Below are 18673 nucleotides of genomic sequence, written 5' to 3' on the forward strand. Positions count from 1 at the left end.
CTTATGAAATTCGGATGCGTGGGTTCAGGAACACATAGCCGATATCGGAAATCAGCTGCGTTATTAGAACCACCAACACGGCAACGATTGAACAGCTTAGCAGCAGCTCAATATCGTTGTTTGAGGCCGCTTGGACCAAGGTCCAGCCGAAGCCCTTATAGTTGAACAAGGTTTCAACAATCACGACGCCGGTCAGCAGCCACGGAAACTGAAGCATGATGACCGTGAACGGCGCGATCAACGCATTGCGCAGCGCGTGCTTTATGACGATCTCGCGGAAACGGATGCCCTTTAGGCGCGCGGTGCGGATGTATTGGGCCGTCATCACCTCGGCCATGGAGGCGCGGGTCATACGGGCGATATATCCCATGCCGTATAGGGCCATCGTGGCCACGGGCAGGGTGAAGTTCTGAAACGTCACGCCTTCCATCGCGCTAACGGCAGAGCCTTTGAATAAGGTCTTGCCTTCGATCCACCCCCAACTGTGCAAAAGGGGGCTGATCCCAAGTTTAGAGGACGCCAACATTACGATCAGGATAACACCAGACACATATTCCGGCGTCGCGGTGGAGGCGATGGAAAGCGTCGATAGGGACCGATCCAGTTTTGACCCTTCGCGCATGCCGGCCAATATGCCCACGATCAACGCGACTGGCACCATCACGATCATCACCCAAAACATCAGAACGCCCGTCAGGGCCAGCCGCTTGCCGATGATTGATGACACTTCGTCGCGGAAAACCGTGGAATAGCCGAAGTCCCCCTGCAGAACGCCACAATATCGGGGGGCCGTTTCGGTGGGCTGGTCAAAGTCGATACAGCGCCCGGTGACAGTGCCATCATCATCTTGACGTTGCCATCCGGGAACCACACCCAGCCATTCGCCATAGCGCACGATCATTGGCGCGCTGTATCCGTTCTTTTCCAGCCAGCTGGTGACTTCGGTGTCGGTCATGCGCGCGTTGCCGCGGTTCTTGGCCAACTTTTCAAGGTTGGGGTCAAGATTGGTCAGGAAGAAAACCACGAAAGTCAGGCAAAGCGCGGTCAGTAGCATCACGCCGATGCGCCGTAGTATGAACAGTCCCATTAGCGTCCCTGTTTAGTGGGTGGCGGTGGGGCGTCGGTTTCGGTGTTGATCACCGGACACCGCGTAGCATGAAAAAGGGGCCGCGCATGGCGACCCCTTCTTTTCGTCTAGTGTCAGGCCCAGCCAAGCTTGTGGACGTTGACCTCATACTTCGGGTGCATCTGTGCACCCACGATGTCTTCTTTGTGGTGACGATATAGAGAGCGCCAATAGGGCTGAATGGTCACGCCTTCTTCTTGCATGATTTCTTCAAGCCGCTTCATCACGGTGCGGCGTGTGTCGGCATCGGCGATTGCGACGGCCTCGGCCAGTTTGGCGTCGAATTCGGCGTTGGCAAACCCAGTTTCATTCCATGCCTCGCCGGATTTGTAAGCCAGAACAAGGATTTGAACGCCAAGTTCCCGGTGGTTCCAGTTGGTCGAACTAAACGGGTATTTCGTCCAATCGTTCCAGAAGGTGGAGCCGGGGATGATGGTACGCTTCACCTTAAACCCGGCATCGCGCAGCTGTGCGGCGACTGCGTCGGTGGTGTTGCGGCGATAGTCATCGTCGATCGATATGATCTCGTGCTCGTAATCCGCCATCCCGGCTTCTTTCATCAATGCCATTGCGGCAGCGGGATCGTATTTTTGCGGAGGAAGCTGCGCATATTCGGGGTGGATCGGCGCGACGTGATGGTTTTCGGCCACCGTCCCACGCCCGGCGATGCCAAGTTCCAGACACACGGCGTTGTCACAGGCCATTTGAATGGCTTGCCGCACGCGTTTGTCCGCATAGGGCTGTTTGCCGTCGATCTCTGCGATCTGGTTGGGGCGGATCACCACGGTTGCGGCGGTGGTGACTTCGGAATTGGCCCAGCCCATTCCGTCGAAGATGTCGATGAATTCGCCAACGGTTTCATAAGTCATGTCAAATTCGTCGGCTTCGGCACCGGCGAACCAAGCGGCGGGATCAGAGCCGAAATCAAGAAATTCGATCGTGTCGAGGTACGCAGTGCCCCAGTATTCGTGATCGGGGTTCTTAACCAAGGTGGCTTTTACGCCCACCTCATATTCCTGAATCATATAGGCGCCGGTGCCCACACCATGATCCAGCGGGTTGGTGCCGATCAGATCCTTGTGCTGAATCGCGGATGGGTAATCGGCAATTCCGGGGATGATCGTAATGTCGGGGCTGGGCAGGTGCAGCTTCAGCGTAAGGCTGTCTACGACTTCGATTGACCCTTCAATCGCTTGATTGGTTTGAGGGTCGATCAACGTACCCACGCGCGACGCCATTGAATTACCTTCGACAGATTTGTCGGCCCAACCGGCAAAGTTTGCGGCCACATCTTCGGCGGTGAAGTCATCCCCGTTGTTCCATTTCACGCCCTTGCGGACGTTTAGGGTGTATTCGGTGGCATCTTCGTTCACTTCCCAGCTTTCCAGCAGGACGCCGCTGAACGTACCGTCGTTGTTATATTCGACCAGATATTGCAGAAGCCCGCGCGTGATGTTCGCCATTTCAGACCAGTCAAACGAACGCGGGTCTTTCAAGGCTTTCAGAAGCATCTGAATGCGAAGCGTTCCGCCCTCTTTGGGGGCCATTACGTGCGATGCGGCCTGTGCTGGGGCACCAAGCCCGCCCAATGCATAGGCGGTTGTGGTTGCGGCACCTAATGCAGATGCGCGGGTAAGAAATTCACGGCGGCTTAGCTGTCCGTTTTTGAATTCGGTCGCGTACATCGTCACAGCCGGATGAAGCGGTTTTCCGTTGATCGTGGATTTCGTCATTTCTAACTCCCCCAAAAAAATTACGAATTGGTCCAATCGTGTGGGTTCCGCTTAATTCCGCCCAACGGTCTGTATCTTATGAGTCCAGAGTGCGCGTACCCCTTTGCCGGGACCATTCGGCACCAGTTTTAACCATCGGTCAACTTTCATATTCGCCGTGATGTGTATCAAATACGACATCGACTGGCCGGAAAAACGACATGAACTAAACCCAACTGCCGGCGTTGGGCGTGTTTTAGCTGGATCGTCGGAACGCGCCCGGGGTCAGCCCAGTGCGCGACTGAAACGCGCGCGAGAAATAAGCCGGAGACGTGAAACCCAAGCCCAAGGCGATTTGGTTCACCGGCAATTTGGTGTCGGCAAGCATACGCCGTGCTTCAGCAATTTTACGGTCGGCAAGGAAATCCGACGCGGTGGTGCCACAGCTTGATTTACACACGCGCGTCAAATGCGTTGGGGTAACGCTAAGGGCGGCGGCATAGTCCGCGACGCTTCGGCCGGTGTGGAATTCGTTTTCGACCAATTCGCTGTAACGCCGGGCAAGGCGACGGCTTGCATCCACGGTGGCCAAGGCATCGTCATGTTGCAGCATCTGACGTTCAAGCCAGACAGACAGAATACCGGCATAGTGGTGCATCGCGCGAAGCCGGGCAGGGCGGTCCTCTTCGGACTCGCGCTGCAGATGGTCCAGAATAGCGGTGACCTCTTGCTGATCATAGGTGTCGCGGATCCGCAAATGGCAGGGCGACTTTGGTAGCGGCAGGGTGTGTTCTTGGCTAAAGAAGACCGCTGTCCCGAACACCTGCGCGCCCAGTTCAAACGCATGCATGGTTCTGGCAGGGATAAAGACCGCATTATGCGCACCATAACCACGGGTGACACCACCAACGGTCAACCGACCCTGTCCCCGCGTGAACCACAGTAGTTGATCCACCGAATAGCTGCGCATCGCTTCGACGCGCCACCGACCGCCTTGCATCAGGCGATTGATTGGTATCAGGCGTAAGTCTTGTTCTTGCATTGCTTCTACCCCAACGAGGTTTGTGCCGCAAAAACAAGGCTAGGACGAAACAATCGACCGATCAAAGGTCGAATTGTTCGATTTGTGGAAGTTGCGCGGATTGTTGTTTGATTGCGACAGCTTAGCCGAGCGAGATTGGCGTCCAGTCGCGCATGCGTGCTCTGAACCATGTTCGCTGGCGTTTTGCGTACTGGCGCGAGGCCGTTTTCGCAGCCTCAATCGCGGCGTCCAAAGACAGTTCACCACGCAGATGCGCAATAAGTTCAGGTGCGCCGATTGCTTTTGATGACAGGCGGGCAGGATCCCATTGTTCAAGGTTCGCAGCGACCTCGTCCAGTGCGCCCTTGTCCATCATCCGGTCAAAGCGCAGGTCGATACGGTTGGCCAACCAATCGCGATCAGCATTCATGACGAAAGGCTGGGCATCGCTTAGGTTCAACAGCGGCGGCGGCGTATCATCCTGCCACGCGGCCAGACCTTTGCCGGTGTTTTGCAGAACCTCCCAAGCGCGCTGTACGCGCATTGGGTTCAGCTGATCAACGCGGGCGCGGGTTTCTTCGTCAAGCTCGGCCAGCATGCCTTCGTGGCCTTCCTCGGCGCGCCGTGCGTCCGCGATTTCACGCACATGGGCCGGGGTGGGCGGTATTTCTGCAAGCCCTTCAGTCAAAGCAGTGAAATACAAACCTGTCCCGCCAACGATGATCGGCCGCGCCCCTTTGTTCAAAAGCGGCGCAACGTCGCGCAGCCAATGACCAACCGAATATTCGGCGTCAAACGGGACGTGCCCGTAAAGGCAATGGGGCGCTTGGGCTTCCTCTTCCGAATCCGGGCGCGCAGTCAGGATGCGCCAATTGGCAAAAACCTGAAGCGCATCCGCATTCACGATGACACCACCGCTTTTGTCGGCAATCTCAAGCGCAAGCGCCGATTTACCGCTGGCAGTGGGGCCAGCAATCAGCACTGGTTGCTCTGGATTAAGGGTTGGAAGCGCGATCAAGCGGGGAAACCTTCTGTTATGCGTTGAACCTTCCGGGCTTTTCCGACATTTTGCACCCGACGCCAAGTCCAGTACCGGGGTAAGAGAATATGAGCGACGGCAGTGATAACCAACCGACGCCCGCCTACAAGCGTGTGCTTCTGAAAATTTCAGGTGAGGCGCTGATGGGCGACCAAGGCTTCGGCCTTCATCCGCCCACCGTTGAACGCATCGCGAAAGAGGTGAAAATCGTCCGCGATCTGGGCGTAGAGATTTGTATGGTGATCGGTGGCGGCAACATCTTTCGCGGCCTTCAGGGCAGCGCGCAGGGTATGGAACGCACAACCGCCGATTACATGGGGATGCTTGCCACGGTAATGAACGCCTTGGCGATGCAATCCGCGCTGGAAGGGTTGGGGGTTTTCACCCGCGTTGTTTCCGCGATTCCAATGGATCAGGTCTGTGAGCCTTACATCCGCCGCCGCGCCGTGCGCCACCTTGAAAAGGGCCGCGTTGTGATCTTTGCTGCCGGTACCGGCAACCCATACTTCACGACCGACACCGCCGCCACATTGCGCGCCAGCGAGATGACCTGCGAGGCGATCCTGAAAGGCACCAAGGTAGACGGCGTTTACGATATGGACCCCGTCAAACACCCCGAGGCCAAACGGTACGACGACATCACATATGACGACGTTCTGGTGAAAAACCTGAAGGTGATGGATGCATCGGCAATTGCGCTTGCACGGGATAACGACTTGCCGATTATTGTATTCTCGCTGGACGAACCCGGCGGGTTCAAAGGAATACTAAGCGGGCAAGGCACCTATACAATTGTACATGGATAACTGTATAGCACTGTCAACTCTGCAAGCAGCAGCACGAAAAAGAAGAGAGAGTTTTGGGCATGGCTGACGAAGACCTTGAAATTGATCTGGACGATCTGCAGCGCCGCATGGACGGTGCAATGGCCGCATTGAAGCAGGAATTTGCATCCTTGCGGACCGGGCGGGCGTCTGCGTCGATGCTGGAACCGATCATGGTTGAAGCATACGGTCAAAAAACGCCGATCAACCAAGTGGGCACTGTAAACGTACCTGAGCCACGCATGGTTACGGTAAACGTTTGGGACAAATCCATGGTCAACGCCGTGGAAAAGGCGATCCGTGAAAGCGGGCTGGGTATCAATCCTCAGTTGAACGGCACGATCATCATGCTGCCGATCCCGGAACTGAACGAAGAACGCCGCCGCGAACTGACCAAGGTCGCCGCGCAATATGCGGAACATGCGCGTGTTGCTGTGCGCAACGTTCGCCGTGATGGCATGGATCAGCTTAAAAAGGCGAAAACCGCCGGTATGAGCGAAGACGATCACAAGGTATGGTCGGACGAAGTTCAGGAACTGACCGATGCCGCCATCGCCAATGTCGACAAGGCGTTGGAAACCAAACAGCAGGAGATCATGCAGGTTTAACGCATGATCGGGAAGGGGTACCGCTTGGCCGCTACGACACCTTTACAGGGCGGGCCCGCCCATGTTGCCATCATCATGGATGGGAATGGGCGTTGGGCGCAAAGCCGGGGCCGCCCTCGGCTGTTTGGCCATCAGGCCGGGGCAAAGCGTGTCCGCGAAATCGTGAACGCGTGCCCCGAACTTGGTATCCGGTATCTAACGATTTTTGCCTTCTCGACCGAAAACTGGAAGCGGACTCAGGCCGAGGTTTCTGGCCTGATGACGCTGTTCCGCCGCTACATCACCAAAGAGGCGCAGGCCCTGCTGAAAGAGGGTGTGCGGGTGCGGTTCATCGGTGACCGTGATCAGCTGGAACCCAAGCTGGTCAAGTTGATGGACGAGCTAGAGACGCTGACAGCTGGCAATGATCGCGTTCACCTGACAATCGCGCTTAACTATGGTGGTCGCGATGAAGTGGCCCGCGCGGTTAAGCGGCTTGCACATGAAGTTGCGGCTGGCCAGCTTGACCCAGAGGATGTCGACGCTGAAACGCTGGCGAAATTCCTTGATACCTGCGTGTTGCCAGATCCTGACCTAGTAATCCGCACCAGCGGGGAGGCGCGTATCTCTAACTTCCTTCTATGGCAGTCAGCATATGCTGAGTATGAATTCAGCCCGATCTTATGGCCTGATTTTACCGCGGAAGAATTCGGCAAGATCGTCGAAAAATTCTCTGGCCGGGAACGCCGGTTTGGCGCGGTGCCCGTCTGATGGCGAAAGATGGTCAGTGGGATGATTTGACGGTTCGCCTTGCTTCAGCCGCAGGCATGGCTGTTGCGGGTGTGTTGCTGATCTGGCTGGGCGGCGTTTGGTTCGCTTTGCTGACGGCTGCAGTAAGCGGCATCATGATTTGGGAGCTTTCCCGGATGATCGCGCCGGACCGCGCATCGGAAGCGTTGCAATTGGCGTTTCTTGGTGCGGCGGCCGTTTTGTTGGCGCGTGCTTTGCCAGGCTTTTATGCATTGCCGATCCTTGCCGCGCCTGCGTTGGTTGGGATTTCGTTGCTGAAACGGCATCGTGCGATCTTTGTTGCGTTTGCGGTGGCGATCTTGATTGCCGGTTACGGGCTTTCCAGTTTTCGTGATGCAAACGGTGTTGTCTGGCTGTTTTGGCTGGTTCTTGTTGTTATCGCGACGGATGTGTTCGGCTATTTCGCGGGTCGAATGCTGGGTGGGCCAAAGTTCTGGCCGCGCATCAGCCCAAAGAAAACTTGGTCGGGCACCGTTGCTGGCTGGATTGCGGCCGCGCTGATCGGCGTGTTGTTCCGCCAATTCACCAATGCCGGGCCCGATTTGCCTTGGATTTCTGTCGCGCTGTCGATGGCCAGCCAGTTCGGGGACATCGCCGAAAGCGCGGTTAAGCGCAAAATGGGCGTGAAAGACAGCTCCTCGCTGCTTCCAGGGCATGGCGGCTTGTTTGATCGGTTTGACGGTCTGCTTGGTGCGGCATTGTTCATGCTTTTGGTCGCGCAATTGGTCTATGTCCCTGAGGTCAGGTTCTAAGCGATGCGGCGCGTTTCGATCTTTGGTTCGACCGGCTCGATCGGTGAGAACACGATTGATCTGTTGATGCGACAGGGCGGTGCCGACGCGTTCGACGTTGTAGCACTGACTGGCGGGCGCAACATCCAACGGTTGGCAGATCAAGCCAAGGCGCTGCGCGCAGATATCGCGGTGACCTGTTACCCCGAATGCTATGACGCGTTGAAACAGGCTTTGGCTGGCACTCAGATTGAAGTCGCTGCAGGTGCCGATGCAATTGCCGACGCTGCGGCCCGCCCTGCAGATTGGGTTATGTCCGCCATTGTCGGTGCAGCAGGTCTTGTGCCCGGGCTGAAGGCGTTGGAGCAAGGCACGACACTGGCGCTGGCCAACAAGGAAAGCCTTGTTACCGCCGGGCCGCTGCTGATGGCGACGGCCAAACAGCACGGCGCAACAGTTCTGCCTGTGGATAGCGAACATTCGGCAGTCTTTCAGGCGCTTGTCGGCGAAGACATGGCTGCGGTTGAACGCGTTATCATTACCGCATCCGGCGGTGCGTTTCGCGATTGGCCGATCAAGGATCTGGCCGATGCAACGCTTGAACAAGCGTCCTCTCATCCCAATTGGGATATGGGGCAGCGGATCACGATTGATAGCGCCTCTATGTTTAATAAGGCTCTGGAAGTCATTGAGGTTAAAGAGTTCTTCGGCGTTCATCCCGATCAGATTGAGGTTCTGGTTCACCCAGAATCCTTAATCCATGCCCTTGTTGGGTTCTGTGATGGGGCGTTGATGGCGCACTTGGGCGCGCCCGATATGCGCCATGCCATTGGGTACGCTTTGAACTGGCCGCGCCGTGAAAAGCTGCCGGTGGAACGGCTTGATCTGGCGAAGATCGGGCAATTGAATTTCCGCACGCCGGATGGCGCGCGCTACCCCGCCTTGCACCTTGCATGGGATGTGATGAAAACGGGCGGTCTGGCCGGCGCTGCGTTTAACGCCGCGAAAGAGCGTGCGCTGGACGGTTTCATAGCGGGCGAGATCGGATTTTTGCAGATGGCAGACGTTGTTGAGGCCACTTTAGACGCGCTTTCGGGCGATGCTGGCCTGACAAATGCCTCAATCAACCTTGATAACGTCCTCCAGATAGACCATCTGGCCCGTCAAAGGGCTGAACAAGCAATACGCAGCCAAAGCCGGTAGTTGAAAAGGATAAACGCGTGGATTTCATTGGTGGAATGCCGGACTTCGGGAACATTCTTTTCACGTTTGGCGCGTTTGTGGTGGCCCTTAGTATCATCGTGGCGATCCACGAATACGGCCATTACATCGTTGGCCGTTGGTCCGGTATCTATGCCGAGGTCTTTTCGTTGGGGTTTGGCCCGGTTCTGTATTCGCGTGTCGATAAACGGGGCACGAAATGGCAGATCGCGGCATTTCCGTTGGGCGGCTACGTCAAATTTTTGGGGGATGCTAACGCGGCAAGTGACCGCGCAAGCGATGACCTGAAAGACATGGACGCGGCCACTCTGCGCCGCACCATGCATGGCGCGCCCCTTTGGGCCCGTATGGCGACCGTTGCTGCGGGGCCGGTGTTTAACTTCATCCTGTCGATTGTCGTTTTTTCCGGGATGCTGTTCTTTCGCGGTGAAGCGGTAGAGCCGCCAACAATTGCGGAACTTCAAACCGTGCCCGCAAGCGTGGGGCAGGTGGTGTCGGGGGATGTGATCCTTTCGATTGAGGGTCAGCAAACTTCTGATTTCTCGGAGTTTTACGAAGTAACCGACGCGCTGCCGATCGAACCCCTGCTTGATTACACCATCTCACGTGATGGCGCAGAACAGACCGTACAAGGGCCATATCCGTTCCCGCCGCTGGTCAGCGGCATTCAGGCCGGTTCGGCCGCAATGGATGCGGGCATGGAAGTTGGGGACGTTATTGTCGCGATCGACGGGAAAGAGATTTCAGCCTTTAGCGAACTTCAGGACATCGTATCGGCCTCGGAAGGGAAGGTGCTTGTGCTGGACGTTTGGCGCGATGGCGAAGTCGTCGAATTCTCGCTTGCGCCGCGTCGGTCTGATCTTCCGATGCCTGACGGTGGGTTTGAAACCCGTTGGTTGATCGGCATGACAGGTGGGTTGTTCTTCTCTCCCGCGACGCAAACACCCGGGATCGGTGATGCCCTGTCGTATGGGGTGGAGCAAACCTATTTCATCGCGAAGTCCAGCGTTTCGGGCCTGTATCACATGATCACTGGCGCGATCAGCTCGTGTAACCTTCGCGGGCCACTGGGAATCGCGGAAACCTCGGGCGCGGCGGCAAGCCAAGGGGCGACCAGCTTTGTTTGGTTCATTGCAATGCTATCGACGGCGGTTGGTCTATTGAATCTGTTCCCGATTCCAGTTCTGGACGGCGGACACCTTGTCTTTCACGTCTACGAAGCGCTGACAGGGCGCCCGCCCAGTGACAAGGCATTGCGCATTCTGATGAGCATCGGTCTGACGCTATTGCTCAGCTTGATGGTCTTCGCGTTGTCGAACGATCTGTTCTGCCCCTAAGGGCCGTTGGCGGAAAATCTTAGGGGGTTGGCCCAAATATCGCCTCATTCTCAAGTTAACACTTTGGTCATACCCAGTGAATCCTCTGAGGGAGGCCAGTAATGCAAACGATTTCCAACGGCTACCGCGGTCTTTCGCTTTTGTTGGATCTGAATTTGGACCGACTGTTTTCGGTCGTGGCAATCGGCGGTGCGCTGATGGCTGGCGCTTACTTGGGGTCGATCCTTTAAGTTCGGTTTCATGGGTCAATACAGACGGGCGCCTGTTGTGAAAAACAGGGCGCCCTTTTTCGTTGTTTCCGGCTTTTGACAAGGCCCGCTAATCCCGCTACTCAAGTGTATAAATAAAACACGATAGAGCGGGACAGGCTGATGACTACTGTATTGCGTGGTTCTGGACGAGTAAATCAGCCCAGAACCTTTTCATTTCTTCATATCTCAACGTTACTTTTCTTAGCATTTGCAAGTGTTTGCGCGACAATGCCGCAGATGGCGCAAGCGCAGACCTATCGGTTTACCAATGTCGAAATCGAGGGGAACCAGAGGGTCGATGCGAGTACAATTCTAACCTACGCCGGAATCGCTCGTGGTGACGCGATTTCAGCAGGCGAGTTGAACACGGCCTATCAGAACATCGTCAACAGCGGCCTTTTTGAAGAGGTTGAACTGGTTCCAAGTGGTTCGACGCTTGTGATCCGGGTAACGGAATACCCAACGATCAATGTGATCAACTTCGAAGGAAACTCTCGTCTGAAGGACGAAGAGCTTTCGACGATCATTCGCACCCAATCGCGCCGCGTCTATAGCCCCCGTTTGGCCGAGGCTGACGCTGCATCCATCGTGATGGCCTATGAACAGTCAGGCCGCCTTGCCGCGACTGTGGAGCCCAAAATTATCCGTCGCTCTGACAACCGCGTCGATCTGGTTTTTGAAATCACCGAAGGCAAAGTTGTAGAGGTTGAGCGGATTTCTTTCGTCGGCAACCGCAACTATTCCGATGGTCGTCTGCGCCGTGTTCTTGGTACCAAACAGGCCGGGTTGCTGCGCCAGTTGGTGCGCAGCGACACGTTCGTTTCGGACCGGATTGAGTTTGATAAACAGGTTCTTAGGGATTTCTATGTTTCGCGCGGTTATATCGACTTTCAGGTACTGTCGGTCGCATCCGAGCTGACACGTAATCGCGATGGTTTCCTGATCACGTTCAACGTGCGCGAGGGGCAGTCTTTCAAGTTTGGTGAAATCACCACGACCAGCGACCTGGCTGAGGTGGACCCTGATAGCTATCAGAAAATCATCAAGCTGCGCCCGGGCGTTACCTATTCGCCGTCTTTGGTTGAAAACACCATTGCCCGGATGGAGCGTTTGGCCATTCAGCAGGGGCTTAACTTCATCCAGATCGAGCCGCGCGTAACCCGGAATGACCGCGATCTGACGCTGGACGTGGAATTTGCCCTTGTTAAAGGCCCGCGGATTTTTGTTGAGCGGATCGATATCGAGGGCAACGCAACCACGCTTGACCGCGTTATTCGGCGCCAGTTCCGCACTGTTGAAGGCGACCCCTTTAACCCACGCGAAATCCGCGAGTCTGCCGAACGCATTCGTGCACTTGGGTTCTTTTCGGCCGCAGACGTTGATGCCCGCGAGGGGACTTCGCCAGATCAGGTGATCGTCGATGTTAACGTGACCGAACAGCCAACCGGCTCTCTTTCCTTCGGTGTTAACTACAGTGTCGCCAACGGCGTTGGTGCTGCTGTCAGCTTTTCGGAATCGAACTTCTTGGGCCGTGGCCAATTCCTCAGCTTTACCTACAGCTCTGGTGTGGACAATTCGGTTTCAAGCATTTCGTTCGCAGAGCCCGCGTTCCTTGGTCGTGATGTGACATTCCGTTTCAACGCCTCGTATGCGCAAAGTGACAACCAGAACAGCACGAACTATCGCACGCGCCAAATTCGGGTTGCGCCAAGCCTTGAGTTCCCGATTGGCGAGTATTCCCGCCTTGGCGTGCGGTACACGATCTCGGAAGATAACATTTTCCAATACACTGGGAATTCCAGCATTATCGCAGCGGAAGCGACCGAAGGTGCCCTGATTTCCAGCAAGATCGGGTATAGCCTTAGCCGCGATACGCGCCGTACCGGTTTGAACCCGAATGCAGGTGTTCTGCTGCGGTTCAATCAGGATTATTCTGGGTTGGGTGGCGACACAAAGTTCATCGAAACGACTGCGTTGGTCGCGGCCGAAACTTTGGTCTTCAACGAAGATGTCACCTTGCGCGCCGAGTTTGAAGGTGGCGTGCTTGGCATGATCGACGGCAACAGCCGCGTTACGGACCGCTACTTCCTGAATGGCAAAATCCGCGGGTTTGACTCCAACGGTTTGGGTCCACGCGATCCTGCGAAAAAAGGCGGTGAGGCGCTTGGTGGCAATATGTTTGCTGTCGCGCGTTTCGAAGCGGAGTTCCCGGTTGGTTTGCCAGAAGAATACGGCATCCGCGGCGGTTTGTTTGCCGACGTCGGTTCGGTCTGGAGCTTGGACAACACCGACGGCGGTGCCGTTGATGACAGCATGTCACTTCGGTCGTCCATCGGGGTTTCGGTCTTCTGGGACACGCCGATTGGGCCACTTCGGTTCAACTTCTCGAATGCGCTTCAGAAAGAAGAGTATGACGATGAGCAGAACTTCGATCTGACCATCTCCACGCGGTTCTGATGCTTCGGAAAACGGCTATCCTTCTGTGTCTTGGGGCGTTGCTGAACGCACCGCTCTGGGCACAGGAGGCCGCGCGGAATGTCGTGCGTTCCCCGATTGTGACTGTCGATCAAGAACGGCTGTTCAGCGGGTCCGCATATGGCGCGGCGCTGCTTGAAGAAATCGAACGCGCAACCGCTGACCTTTCGGCCGAAAACCGGAAGATCGAGGCAGAGTTACTTGCCGAAGAGCGCGAGTTGACCCAAGAGCGCGGCACAATGTCGACCGCTAATTTCCGCGTAAAGGCAGCGACCTTTGATGAAAAAGTTGTTGCCATTCGCAAGGCTCAGGACGACAAAACACGTGCTTTGGCGGCACGTCGTGACACCGCGCAGAAGAATTTCTATCAAGAGATCCTTCCAATTCTAACTGACATCGTACGTGAACGTGGCGCGGTTGCTGTGCTGGAAAGTCGCGCGGTGATACTATCGGCAGACAGTATCGATATTACGGCCGAAGCGATCACGCGTATTGATGCCAGACATGCAGAACGGATAAAAACCGCCGATGAGCCGGCGGTCAGTGAACCACAAGATTAGCCATCGCTTGTCAGGCGTGCGCGGTGTTGATACTTCCGCCTACGTGCAGCTAAGGCAGATATAGCAGGGACGAAGAACCATGACAGAGCAGCCGACCACAGAAGCAGATATTCATCTGATCAAGCAAATTCTGCCGCATCGCTATCCGTTTCTTTTCATCGACAAGGTGAAAGATATCGTTGAGGGCGAAAGCGCAGTTGGCATCAAGAACGTCACCTACAACGAGCCGCATTTTCAGGGGCATTTCCCGGCTGCACCCATCATGCCGGGTGTAACGATTGTTGAGGCGATGGCCCAAACCGCGACCGTGATGGCCGGTCTGGCAATGGATGTGATTGGCAAGGACGTGCTTGTCTATTTCATGACAATCGATAACTGCAAATTCCGCCGCATGGTTGTACCGGGTGATGTGCTTGAGCTTCATGTAAGCGTATTGCGCCGTCGTACGAAAATCTGGCGCATGAAGGGCGTGGCCAAGGTTGGCGACGAAATCGCATGCGAAGCAGAATTTTCTGCGATGATGGACCTGAAGGAGTAGCGCCGAATGGGCATCGACCCAACTGCACAAGTCCACGCATCGGCCATCATCGAAGAGGGGGCTCAAATCGGCGCAGGTGCCATTGTCGGCCCGTTTTCGGTTATCGGGCCAAACGTGACCCTTGGCGACAGGGTGGAAATAAAAAGCCACGCTGTTGTGACAGGTGATACGGAAATCGGCGAAGAAACCATCGTATTTCCCTTTGCGAACATCGGCGACATTCCTCAGGACTTGAAGTTCAAGGGCGAAAAGACGCGGCTGGTGATTGGCAAGCGAAATCGCATCCGCGAAGGCGTGACGATGAACACTGGCACCGAAGGCGGTGGCGGCGTGACGTGTGTGGGCGACGATTGTTTGTTTATGACGGGTTCGCATGTGGGGCATGACGTTCAGGTTGGTGACCGTGTGGTCATGGCAAACCAAGCCGCGCTTGCCGGGCATTGTGTGATTGGCGATGACGTGGTCATTGGCGGCCTGTCGGGCATTCACCAATTCGTTCGTGTCGGCCGCGGCGCCATCATTGGCGGCGTTACGATGGTGACGAATGATGTGATCCCTTACGGGCTGGTCCACGGACCTCGCGGTATGTTGGATGGGCTGAACCTTGTTGGGCTGAAACGTCGGGGCGCGTCGCGCGCTGAAATCACTGCTCTGCGGGCGGCCTATCAAATGCTGGCGCAAGGGGACGGTGCTTTTCAAGAACGCGCACGTCGCCTGTCGGAAGAGACAGACAGCGAGCATGTCCGCGAAGTCGTTTCGTTCATTCTGGGGGACAGCGACCGTTCCTATCTAACGCCGAGCTGACGTTATGACCAAGACAGCGATCATCGCCGGAACAGGTGTTCTTCCGGGTATTCTGGCGGACCGGCTGGATGAAACCAACACGCCCTATGTGATTGCAGAGCTAGAAGGCTTTGCCATGGAAAACCCGAAGGGACGCCCTGTTGAGCGGTTCATCGTAGAGCGGCTGGCTTTGCTTTTCGACAGGTTCGATGACTTGGGTGTTGAACAGGTCATTTTTGCCGGTGCGGTCAGTCGCCCGGCAATCGACCCAGAGCGGATAGACCCGAAAACGGCCACTTTGCTGCCAGTGCTGCTTCCTGCGTTTCAGCAAGGCGACGATGCGCTGTTGCGTGCAGTGATCGCCTTGTTCGAAGACGCCGGGTTTTCTGTCGTCGGTGTGGATAGTGTCGCGCCAGAACTTGTTCCGGGGGAAGGGGTTCTTACAACGGCCCAGCCGTCTCAGGATGACAAGGCGGACGCAGATCGCGCGGCCAAGGTGGTTGCCGGGATCGGCGCGCTTGACGTGGGGCAGGGTGCTGTTGTGGCGCAGGGCCTTTGCTTGGCGATCGAAACCCTGCCGGGAACGGCGGCGATGTTGCGCTGGGTGGCAGAGGTTGCAAAGACCTGCCGCGCCAACCCGAACGGCGCTAAGGGTGTGTTCTTTAAGGCGCCCAAGCCGGGGCAGGAACGGCGCATCGACCTACCCGCAATTGGCCCTGACACGGTTGTCCAAGCCGACGCCGCAGATTTGGCCGGCATTGTGATTGAGGCTGGGGGCGTGATGCTTCTGGACCCAGAGGCGACCATCGCCGAAGCAAATAGCCGGGGCCTGTTCATCTGGGCGCGCACCCCATGAGCCGGCTATTCCTGATCGCGGGGGAGCCTTCTGGCGACGCGCTTGGGGCGGCTTTGATGGCCGGGTTGAAAGAGCTTGAACCGGGCATTGAATTTACCGGTGTCGGCGGACCATTGATGGAAGCGCAGGGCATGAAAAGCCTGTTCCCTATGGAAGAGCTTTCCGTGATGGGTTTGGCAGAGGTTTTGCCACGCTACAATCAGCTGGTGCGCCGGATCAAACAATGTGCTGGCGAAGTGCTTGATCAGAAACCTGATGCGTTGGTCACGATAGACAGCCCTGATTTCAGCCTGCGTGTCGCAAAGCGCGTGAAAGAGGCGTCTGATATTCGCACCGTCCACTACGTCGCCCCCACGGTTTGGGCGTGGCGCGAAGGGCGGGCGAAAAAGATGGCGGGGATGATCGATCAAGTCCTCGCGCTATTTCCGTTCGAACCGCCCTATATGGAAGCCGAAGGGATGCGATGCGACTTTGTCGGTCATCCCGTCGTGGCGCAGCCGACCGCATCCCCCCAAGAGGTGGCTGAGTTCCGCGAGACATACGGGCTGGCCCCCGATGCGCACGCGCTGTTGGTGCTGCCGGGATCCCGCAAGGGAGAGGTCGGCCGGCTTGCCCCGATTTTCGGAGAGGCACTGCGCCCGCTTCTGGCGCGTCATCCTGCGTTGCATGTGATTGTGCCTGCCGCTCCGGCGGTCTTTGCCGAAGTGAAGGAATGTCTGGCGGACTGGCCCGGCCAGCCGATCCTTCTGGACCCCCAGGGGAAGTCAGAGGAACAGATACTGACCGAAAAGCGCGCGGCGTTTTCTGCGGCGAATGTGGCGTTGGCGGCCTCTGGCACAGTCTCTTTGGAACTTGCAGCGGCGCGCACGCCCATGGTCATCGCCTATGATATGAACTGGTTCAGTTTCCAGATCATCAAGTGGATGATGAAGATTGATACGGTTACTTTGGTCAATATCGTTTCCGAAACCCGCGTCGTGCCCGAACTTCTTGGCTCTGACTGTAAGCCGGAAGCAATCTCAGAAGCTCTTTTGGCGCTGTTGGATGATGACGCGGCACGTCAGGCGCAGCTTGCCGCACAGGATTTGACCATGGAGCGGTTGGGCAAGGGCGGTGCGGCGCCGGGCCTTCGTGCGGCGCGCGCGGTTCTTGATGGGCTGAAGCAAGCCTAATCTGGGCGTAAGACGCTTTGCGCGCGCCTTACGTCGATTGATTTAGTTGCCCCGCCAAATCCAGCCGCCGCCCAAGATCCGGCTGCCGGTCGTTTCATAGAACACACAGGCTTGTCCGGGGCTGACGCCTTCTTCTGGGGTCAGAAGCTCAACCTCGGCTTCGGTCTCTGAAATCGGGCGCAGGATTGCTTCGCGCGGGGGTCGTGTGGAACGCACCTTGACCGAGATGTGCCATTCTTTTTGCGAGGTGATGAGCGCATCGCCCAGCCAATTGATTTCACGCACGGGAACGGTGCGCGTCGTCAGCAGCTCTTTTGGCCCGACGATCACGTGGCGTTTTTCAACGTCCAGTCTGACGACATAAAGCGGATCAGCCAGCCCACCGATGCCAAGACCGCGGCGCTGCCCGATTGTATAATGGATGACGCCGTCATGCGTGCCCAGCACGCGACCATCTACATCAACGATGTCACCCGGCTCTGCCGCGCCGGGGCGCAGCTTTTCGATGACCGACGCATAGTTGCCATTTGGAACAAAGCAGATGTCTTGGCTGTCGGGTTTATCCGCCACCGGCAGGCCGTATTTCTGGGCCAAGGCGCGGGTTTCATTCTTCGACGGCAAATGGCCCAGCGGAAAGCGTAGAAAGGCCAATTGCTCGGGTGTGGTCGAGAATAGGAAATAGGATTGATCACGGGCGGCATCGGCAGCGCAATGAAGCTCTGGCCCTTGATCGCCGGTTTTGCGTTGGATGTAGTGGCCGGTTGCCATGCAATCGGCCTCAAGGTCTTTAGCCGTTTCCAGCAGGTCTTTGAATTTCACCCGTTCGTTGCAGCGAATGCACGGAACAGGTGTCGCGCCAGCCAGATAGCTGTCAGCGAATTCATCGATCACCGCATCTTTAAAGATGTTCTCGTAATCCAGAACATAGTGGGGAAAACCCATTTCTTCGGCCACGCGACGGGCATCATGGATGTCTACACCCGCACAGCAGGCACCTTTTTTCGCAAGTGCTGCGCCGTGATCATAGAGCTGAAGTGTAACGCCAACCACGTCATAGCCTTCTTCGGCCAGTTGCGCGGCCACAACCGAGCTATCGACGCCGCCAGACATGGCAACGACGACGCGGGTCTCTGCCGGTGGTTTGGCAAAGCCCAAAGAGTTCAGCGGATGATCCTTGCTGTCGAGCGGCATGATGTAACCTTTCGGGAATTCCATCGGAATATAGGAAAATGCAAGATAGTCTCAAGCCCCGGTTTCACACCTCCTTAAGTCTGTTTGCCAAAATTGGTCATCAGGATGAGTGAGGGAAAGAAAATGTTCATCAAACGTATCGACGGACCTAGGACAGTAACACTTCCAGATGGCTCTACGATGACGCGGGCGGATCTGCCGCCCGTTGACACCAAGCGTTGGGTCGCAAGCCGAAAAGCAGCGGTGGTAAAGGCGGTGGCAGCCAATCTGATTGATCAAGAAGAAGCGCTGGCGCGGTACTCATTAAGCATAGAAGAGTTCGAAAGCTGGAAGATTGCGGTTGCGCGGCATGGTCCTAAGGCATTGAAAACGACTAAAATTCAAACGTATAGACAATCTGGAGTTGATTAATTAGCTTGTCTACATTGGTAACGTGTAA

General features: G+C 56.4%; 19 protein-coding genes. 14 read left to right on the forward strand and 5 right to left on the reverse strand.

The annotated features are described in order from the left end of the window. Nucleotide 1: 1 nt before the first annotated feature. From COL8621_RS07665 to miaA, 4 genes are all read right to left on the reverse strand, one after another. Nucleotides 2-1087: an ABC transporter permease gene (locus COL8621_RS07665; protein ID WP_093966658.1), complete on the reverse strand. Its 1086-nt coding sequence runs from the start codon at nt 1085-1087 to the stop codon at nt 2-4. Between the two features lie 113 nt (nt 1088-1200). After that, nucleotides 1201-2859: an ABC transporter substrate-binding protein gene (locus COL8621_RS07670; protein WP_093966659.1), complete on the reverse strand. Its 1659-nt coding sequence runs from the start codon at nt 2857-2859 to the stop codon at nt 1201-1203. A 235-nt stretch (nt 2860-3094) separates the two neighbouring features. After that, nucleotides 3095-3880 (reverse strand): AraC family transcriptional regulator, encoded by a 786-nt coding sequence (locus COL8621_RS07675; RefSeq protein ID WP_093966660.1) that lies wholly within the window; start codon nt 3878-3880, stop codon nt 3095-3097. 121 nt (nt 3881-4001) lie between these two features. Continuing rightward, entirely contained in the window at nt 4002-4874 is an 873-nt protein-coding gene (miaA, locus tag COL8621_RS07680; protein WP_093966976.1) for a tRNA (adenosine(37)-N6)-dimethylallyltransferase MiaA, read from the reverse strand. A 92-nt stretch (nt 4875-4966) separates the two neighbouring features. On the opposite strand from miaA, the gene pyrH reads away from it, so the two are divergent. The 13 genes from pyrH to lpxB all read left to right on the forward strand — a co-directional run bounded on the left by pyrH (nt 4967) and on the right by lpxB (nt 17043). Next, complete coding sequence (gene pyrH, locus COL8621_RS07685) at nt 4967-5704, forward strand: UMP kinase (RefSeq protein ID WP_093966661.1); 738 nt, start codon at nt 4967-4969, stop codon at nt 5702-5704. A 59-nt stretch (nt 5705-5763) separates the two neighbouring features. Beyond that, a complete protein-coding gene (gene frr / locus COL8621_RS07690; protein ID WP_093966662.1) occupies nt 5764-6330 on the forward strand; it encodes a ribosome recycling factor in 567 nt (188 codons plus the stop codon). A 24-nt stretch (nt 6331-6354) separates the two neighbouring features. Continuing rightward, entirely contained in the window at nt 6355-7080 is a 726-nt protein-coding gene (gene uppS / locus COL8621_RS07695; protein ID WP_268875510.1) for a polyprenyl diphosphate synthase, read from the forward strand. Next, nucleotides 7080-7871 (forward strand): phosphatidate cytidylyltransferase, encoded by a 792-nt coding sequence (locus COL8621_RS07700; RefSeq protein ID WP_093966664.1) that lies wholly within the window; start codon nt 7080-7082, stop codon nt 7869-7871. Before uppS ends, COL8621_RS07700 begins: the two co-directional genes overlap by 1 nt. 3 nt (nt 7872-7874) lie before the next feature. Next, on the forward strand, nt 7875-9053 hold the full coding sequence (gene dxr / locus COL8621_RS07705) for a 1-deoxy-D-xylulose-5-phosphate reductoisomerase (protein ID WP_093966665.1): 1179 nt from the start codon (nt 7875-7877) through the stop codon (nt 9051-9053). Between the two features lie 17 nt (nt 9054-9070). Next, on the forward strand, nt 9071-10408 hold the full coding sequence (gene rseP / locus COL8621_RS07710) for an RIP metalloprotease RseP (RefSeq protein ID WP_093966666.1): 1338 nt from the start codon (nt 9071-9073) through the stop codon (nt 10406-10408). A 101-nt stretch (nt 10409-10509) separates the two neighbouring features. Then, the gene (locus tag COL8621_RS19380) at nt 10510-10638 is read left to right on the forward strand and encodes a hypothetical protein (protein WP_268875511.1); all 129 of its coding nucleotides are present in this window, start codon (nt 10510-10512) and stop codon (nt 10636-10638) included. Between the two features lie 141 nt (nt 10639-10779). Beyond that, nucleotides 10780-13116 carry an outer membrane protein assembly factor BamA gene (gene bamA, locus COL8621_RS07715; RefSeq protein WP_093966667.1) on the forward strand — a complete coding sequence of 779 codons (2337 nt, stop codon included), beginning with the start codon at nt 10780-10782 and terminating at the stop codon, nt 13114-13116. Beyond that, nucleotides 13116-13694, forward strand: a complete 579-nt coding sequence (locus COL8621_RS07720; RefSeq protein WP_093966668.1) for an OmpH/Skp family outer membrane protein — start codon at nt 13116-13118, stop codon at nt 13692-13694. Before bamA ends, COL8621_RS07720 begins: the two co-directional genes overlap by 1 nt. A gap of 79 nt (nt 13695-13773) precedes the next feature. Continuing rightward, complete coding sequence (gene fabZ / locus COL8621_RS07725; RefSeq protein ID WP_093966669.1) at nt 13774-14232, forward strand: 3-hydroxyacyl-ACP dehydratase FabZ; 459 nt, start codon at nt 13774-13776, stop codon at nt 14230-14232. A gap of 6 nt (nt 14233-14238) precedes the next feature. Continuing rightward, nucleotides 14239-15036, forward strand: a complete 798-nt coding sequence (gene lpxA / locus COL8621_RS07730; RefSeq protein ID WP_093966670.1) for an acyl-ACP--UDP-N-acetylglucosamine O-acyltransferase — start codon at nt 14239-14241, stop codon at nt 15034-15036. A gap of 4 nt (nt 15037-15040) precedes the next feature. Next, nucleotides 15041-15871 (forward strand): LpxI family protein, encoded by an 831-nt coding sequence (locus COL8621_RS07735; protein WP_093966671.1) that lies wholly within the window; start codon nt 15041-15043, stop codon nt 15869-15871. After that, nucleotides 15868-17043: a lipid-A-disaccharide synthase gene (lpxB, locus tag COL8621_RS07740; RefSeq protein WP_093966672.1), complete on the forward strand. Its 1176-nt coding sequence runs from the start codon at nt 15868-15870 to the stop codon at nt 17041-17043. Before COL8621_RS07735 ends, lpxB begins: the two co-directional genes overlap by 4 nt. Nucleotides 17044-17085: 42 nt before the next feature. Here lpxB and mnmA read toward each other — a convergent pair whose 3' ends face one another. Beyond that, complete coding sequence (mnmA, locus tag COL8621_RS07745; RefSeq protein WP_093966977.1) at nt 17086-18234, reverse strand: tRNA 2-thiouridine(34) synthase MnmA; 1149 nt, start codon at nt 18232-18234, stop codon at nt 17086-17088. A 123-nt stretch (nt 18235-18357) separates the two neighbouring features. On the opposite strand from mnmA, the gene sciP reads away from it, so the two are divergent. Then, a complete protein-coding gene (gene sciP / locus COL8621_RS07750; protein WP_093966978.1) occupies nt 18358-18645 on the forward strand; it encodes a CtrA inhibitor SciP in 288 nt (95 codons plus the stop codon). Nucleotides 18646-18673: the final 28 nt, after the last annotated feature.

It is taken from the genome of Actibacterium lipolyticum (assembly GCF_900184935.1).
In the GTDB taxonomy this organism is placed as follows: Bacteria; Pseudomonadota; Alphaproteobacteria; order Rhodobacterales; family Rhodobacteraceae; genus Actibacterium_A; species Actibacterium_A lipolyticum.

Bases quoted from the DNA above. Each gene is read 5' to 3' on its own strand.
- COL8621_RS07665 (WP_093966658.1), bottom strand. From the start codon at position 1,087: ATGGGACTGTTCATACTACGGCGCATCGGCGTGATGCTACTGACCGCG.
- COL8621_RS07670 (WP_093966659.1), bottom strand. From the start codon at position 2,859: ATGACGAAATCCACGATCAACGGAAAACCGCTTCATCCGGCTGTGACG.
- COL8621_RS07675 (WP_093966660.1), bottom strand. From the start codon at position 3,880: ATGCAAGAACAAGACTTACGCCTGATACCAATCAATCGCCTGATGCAA.
- pyrH (WP_093966661.1), top strand. From the start codon at position 4,967: ATGAGCGACGGCAGTGATAACCAACCGACGCCCGCCTACAAGCGTGTG.
- frr (WP_093966662.1), top strand. From the start codon at position 5,764: ATGGCTGACGAAGACCTTGAAATTGATCTGGACGATCTGCAGCGCCGC.
- COL8621_RS07700 (WP_093966664.1), top strand. From the start codon at position 7,080: ATGGCGAAAGATGGTCAGTGGGATGATTTGACGGTTCGCCTTGCTTCA.
- dxr (WP_093966665.1), top strand. From the start codon at position 7,875: ATGCGGCGCGTTTCGATCTTTGGTTCGACCGGCTCGATCGGTGAGAAC.
- COL8621_RS19380 (WP_268875511.1), top strand. From the start codon at position 10,510: ATGCAAACGATTTCCAACGGCTACCGCGGTCTTTCGCTTTTGTTGGAT.
- bamA (WP_093966667.1), top strand. From the start codon at position 10,780: ATGACTACTGTATTGCGTGGTTCTGGACGAGTAAATCAGCCCAGAACC.
- COL8621_RS07720 (WP_093966668.1), top strand. From the start codon at position 13,116: ATGCTTCGGAAAACGGCTATCCTTCTGTGTCTTGGGGCGTTGCTGAAC.
- fabZ (WP_093966669.1), top strand. From the start codon at position 13,774: ATGACAGAGCAGCCGACCACAGAAGCAGATATTCATCTGATCAAGCAA.
- lpxA (WP_093966670.1), top strand. From the start codon at position 14,239: ATGGGCATCGACCCAACTGCACAAGTCCACGCATCGGCCATCATCGAA.
- COL8621_RS07735 (WP_093966671.1), top strand. From the start codon at position 15,041: ATGACCAAGACAGCGATCATCGCCGGAACAGGTGTTCTTCCGGGTATT.
- lpxB (WP_093966672.1), top strand. From the start codon at position 15,868: ATGAGCCGGCTATTCCTGATCGCGGGGGAGCCTTCTGGCGACGCGCTT.
- mnmA (WP_093966977.1), bottom strand. From the start codon at position 18,234: ATGCCGCTCGACAGCAAGGATCATCCGCTGAACTCTTTGGGCTTTGCC.
- sciP (WP_093966978.1), top strand. From the start codon at position 18,358: ATGTTCATCAAACGTATCGACGGACCTAGGACAGTAACACTTCCAGAT.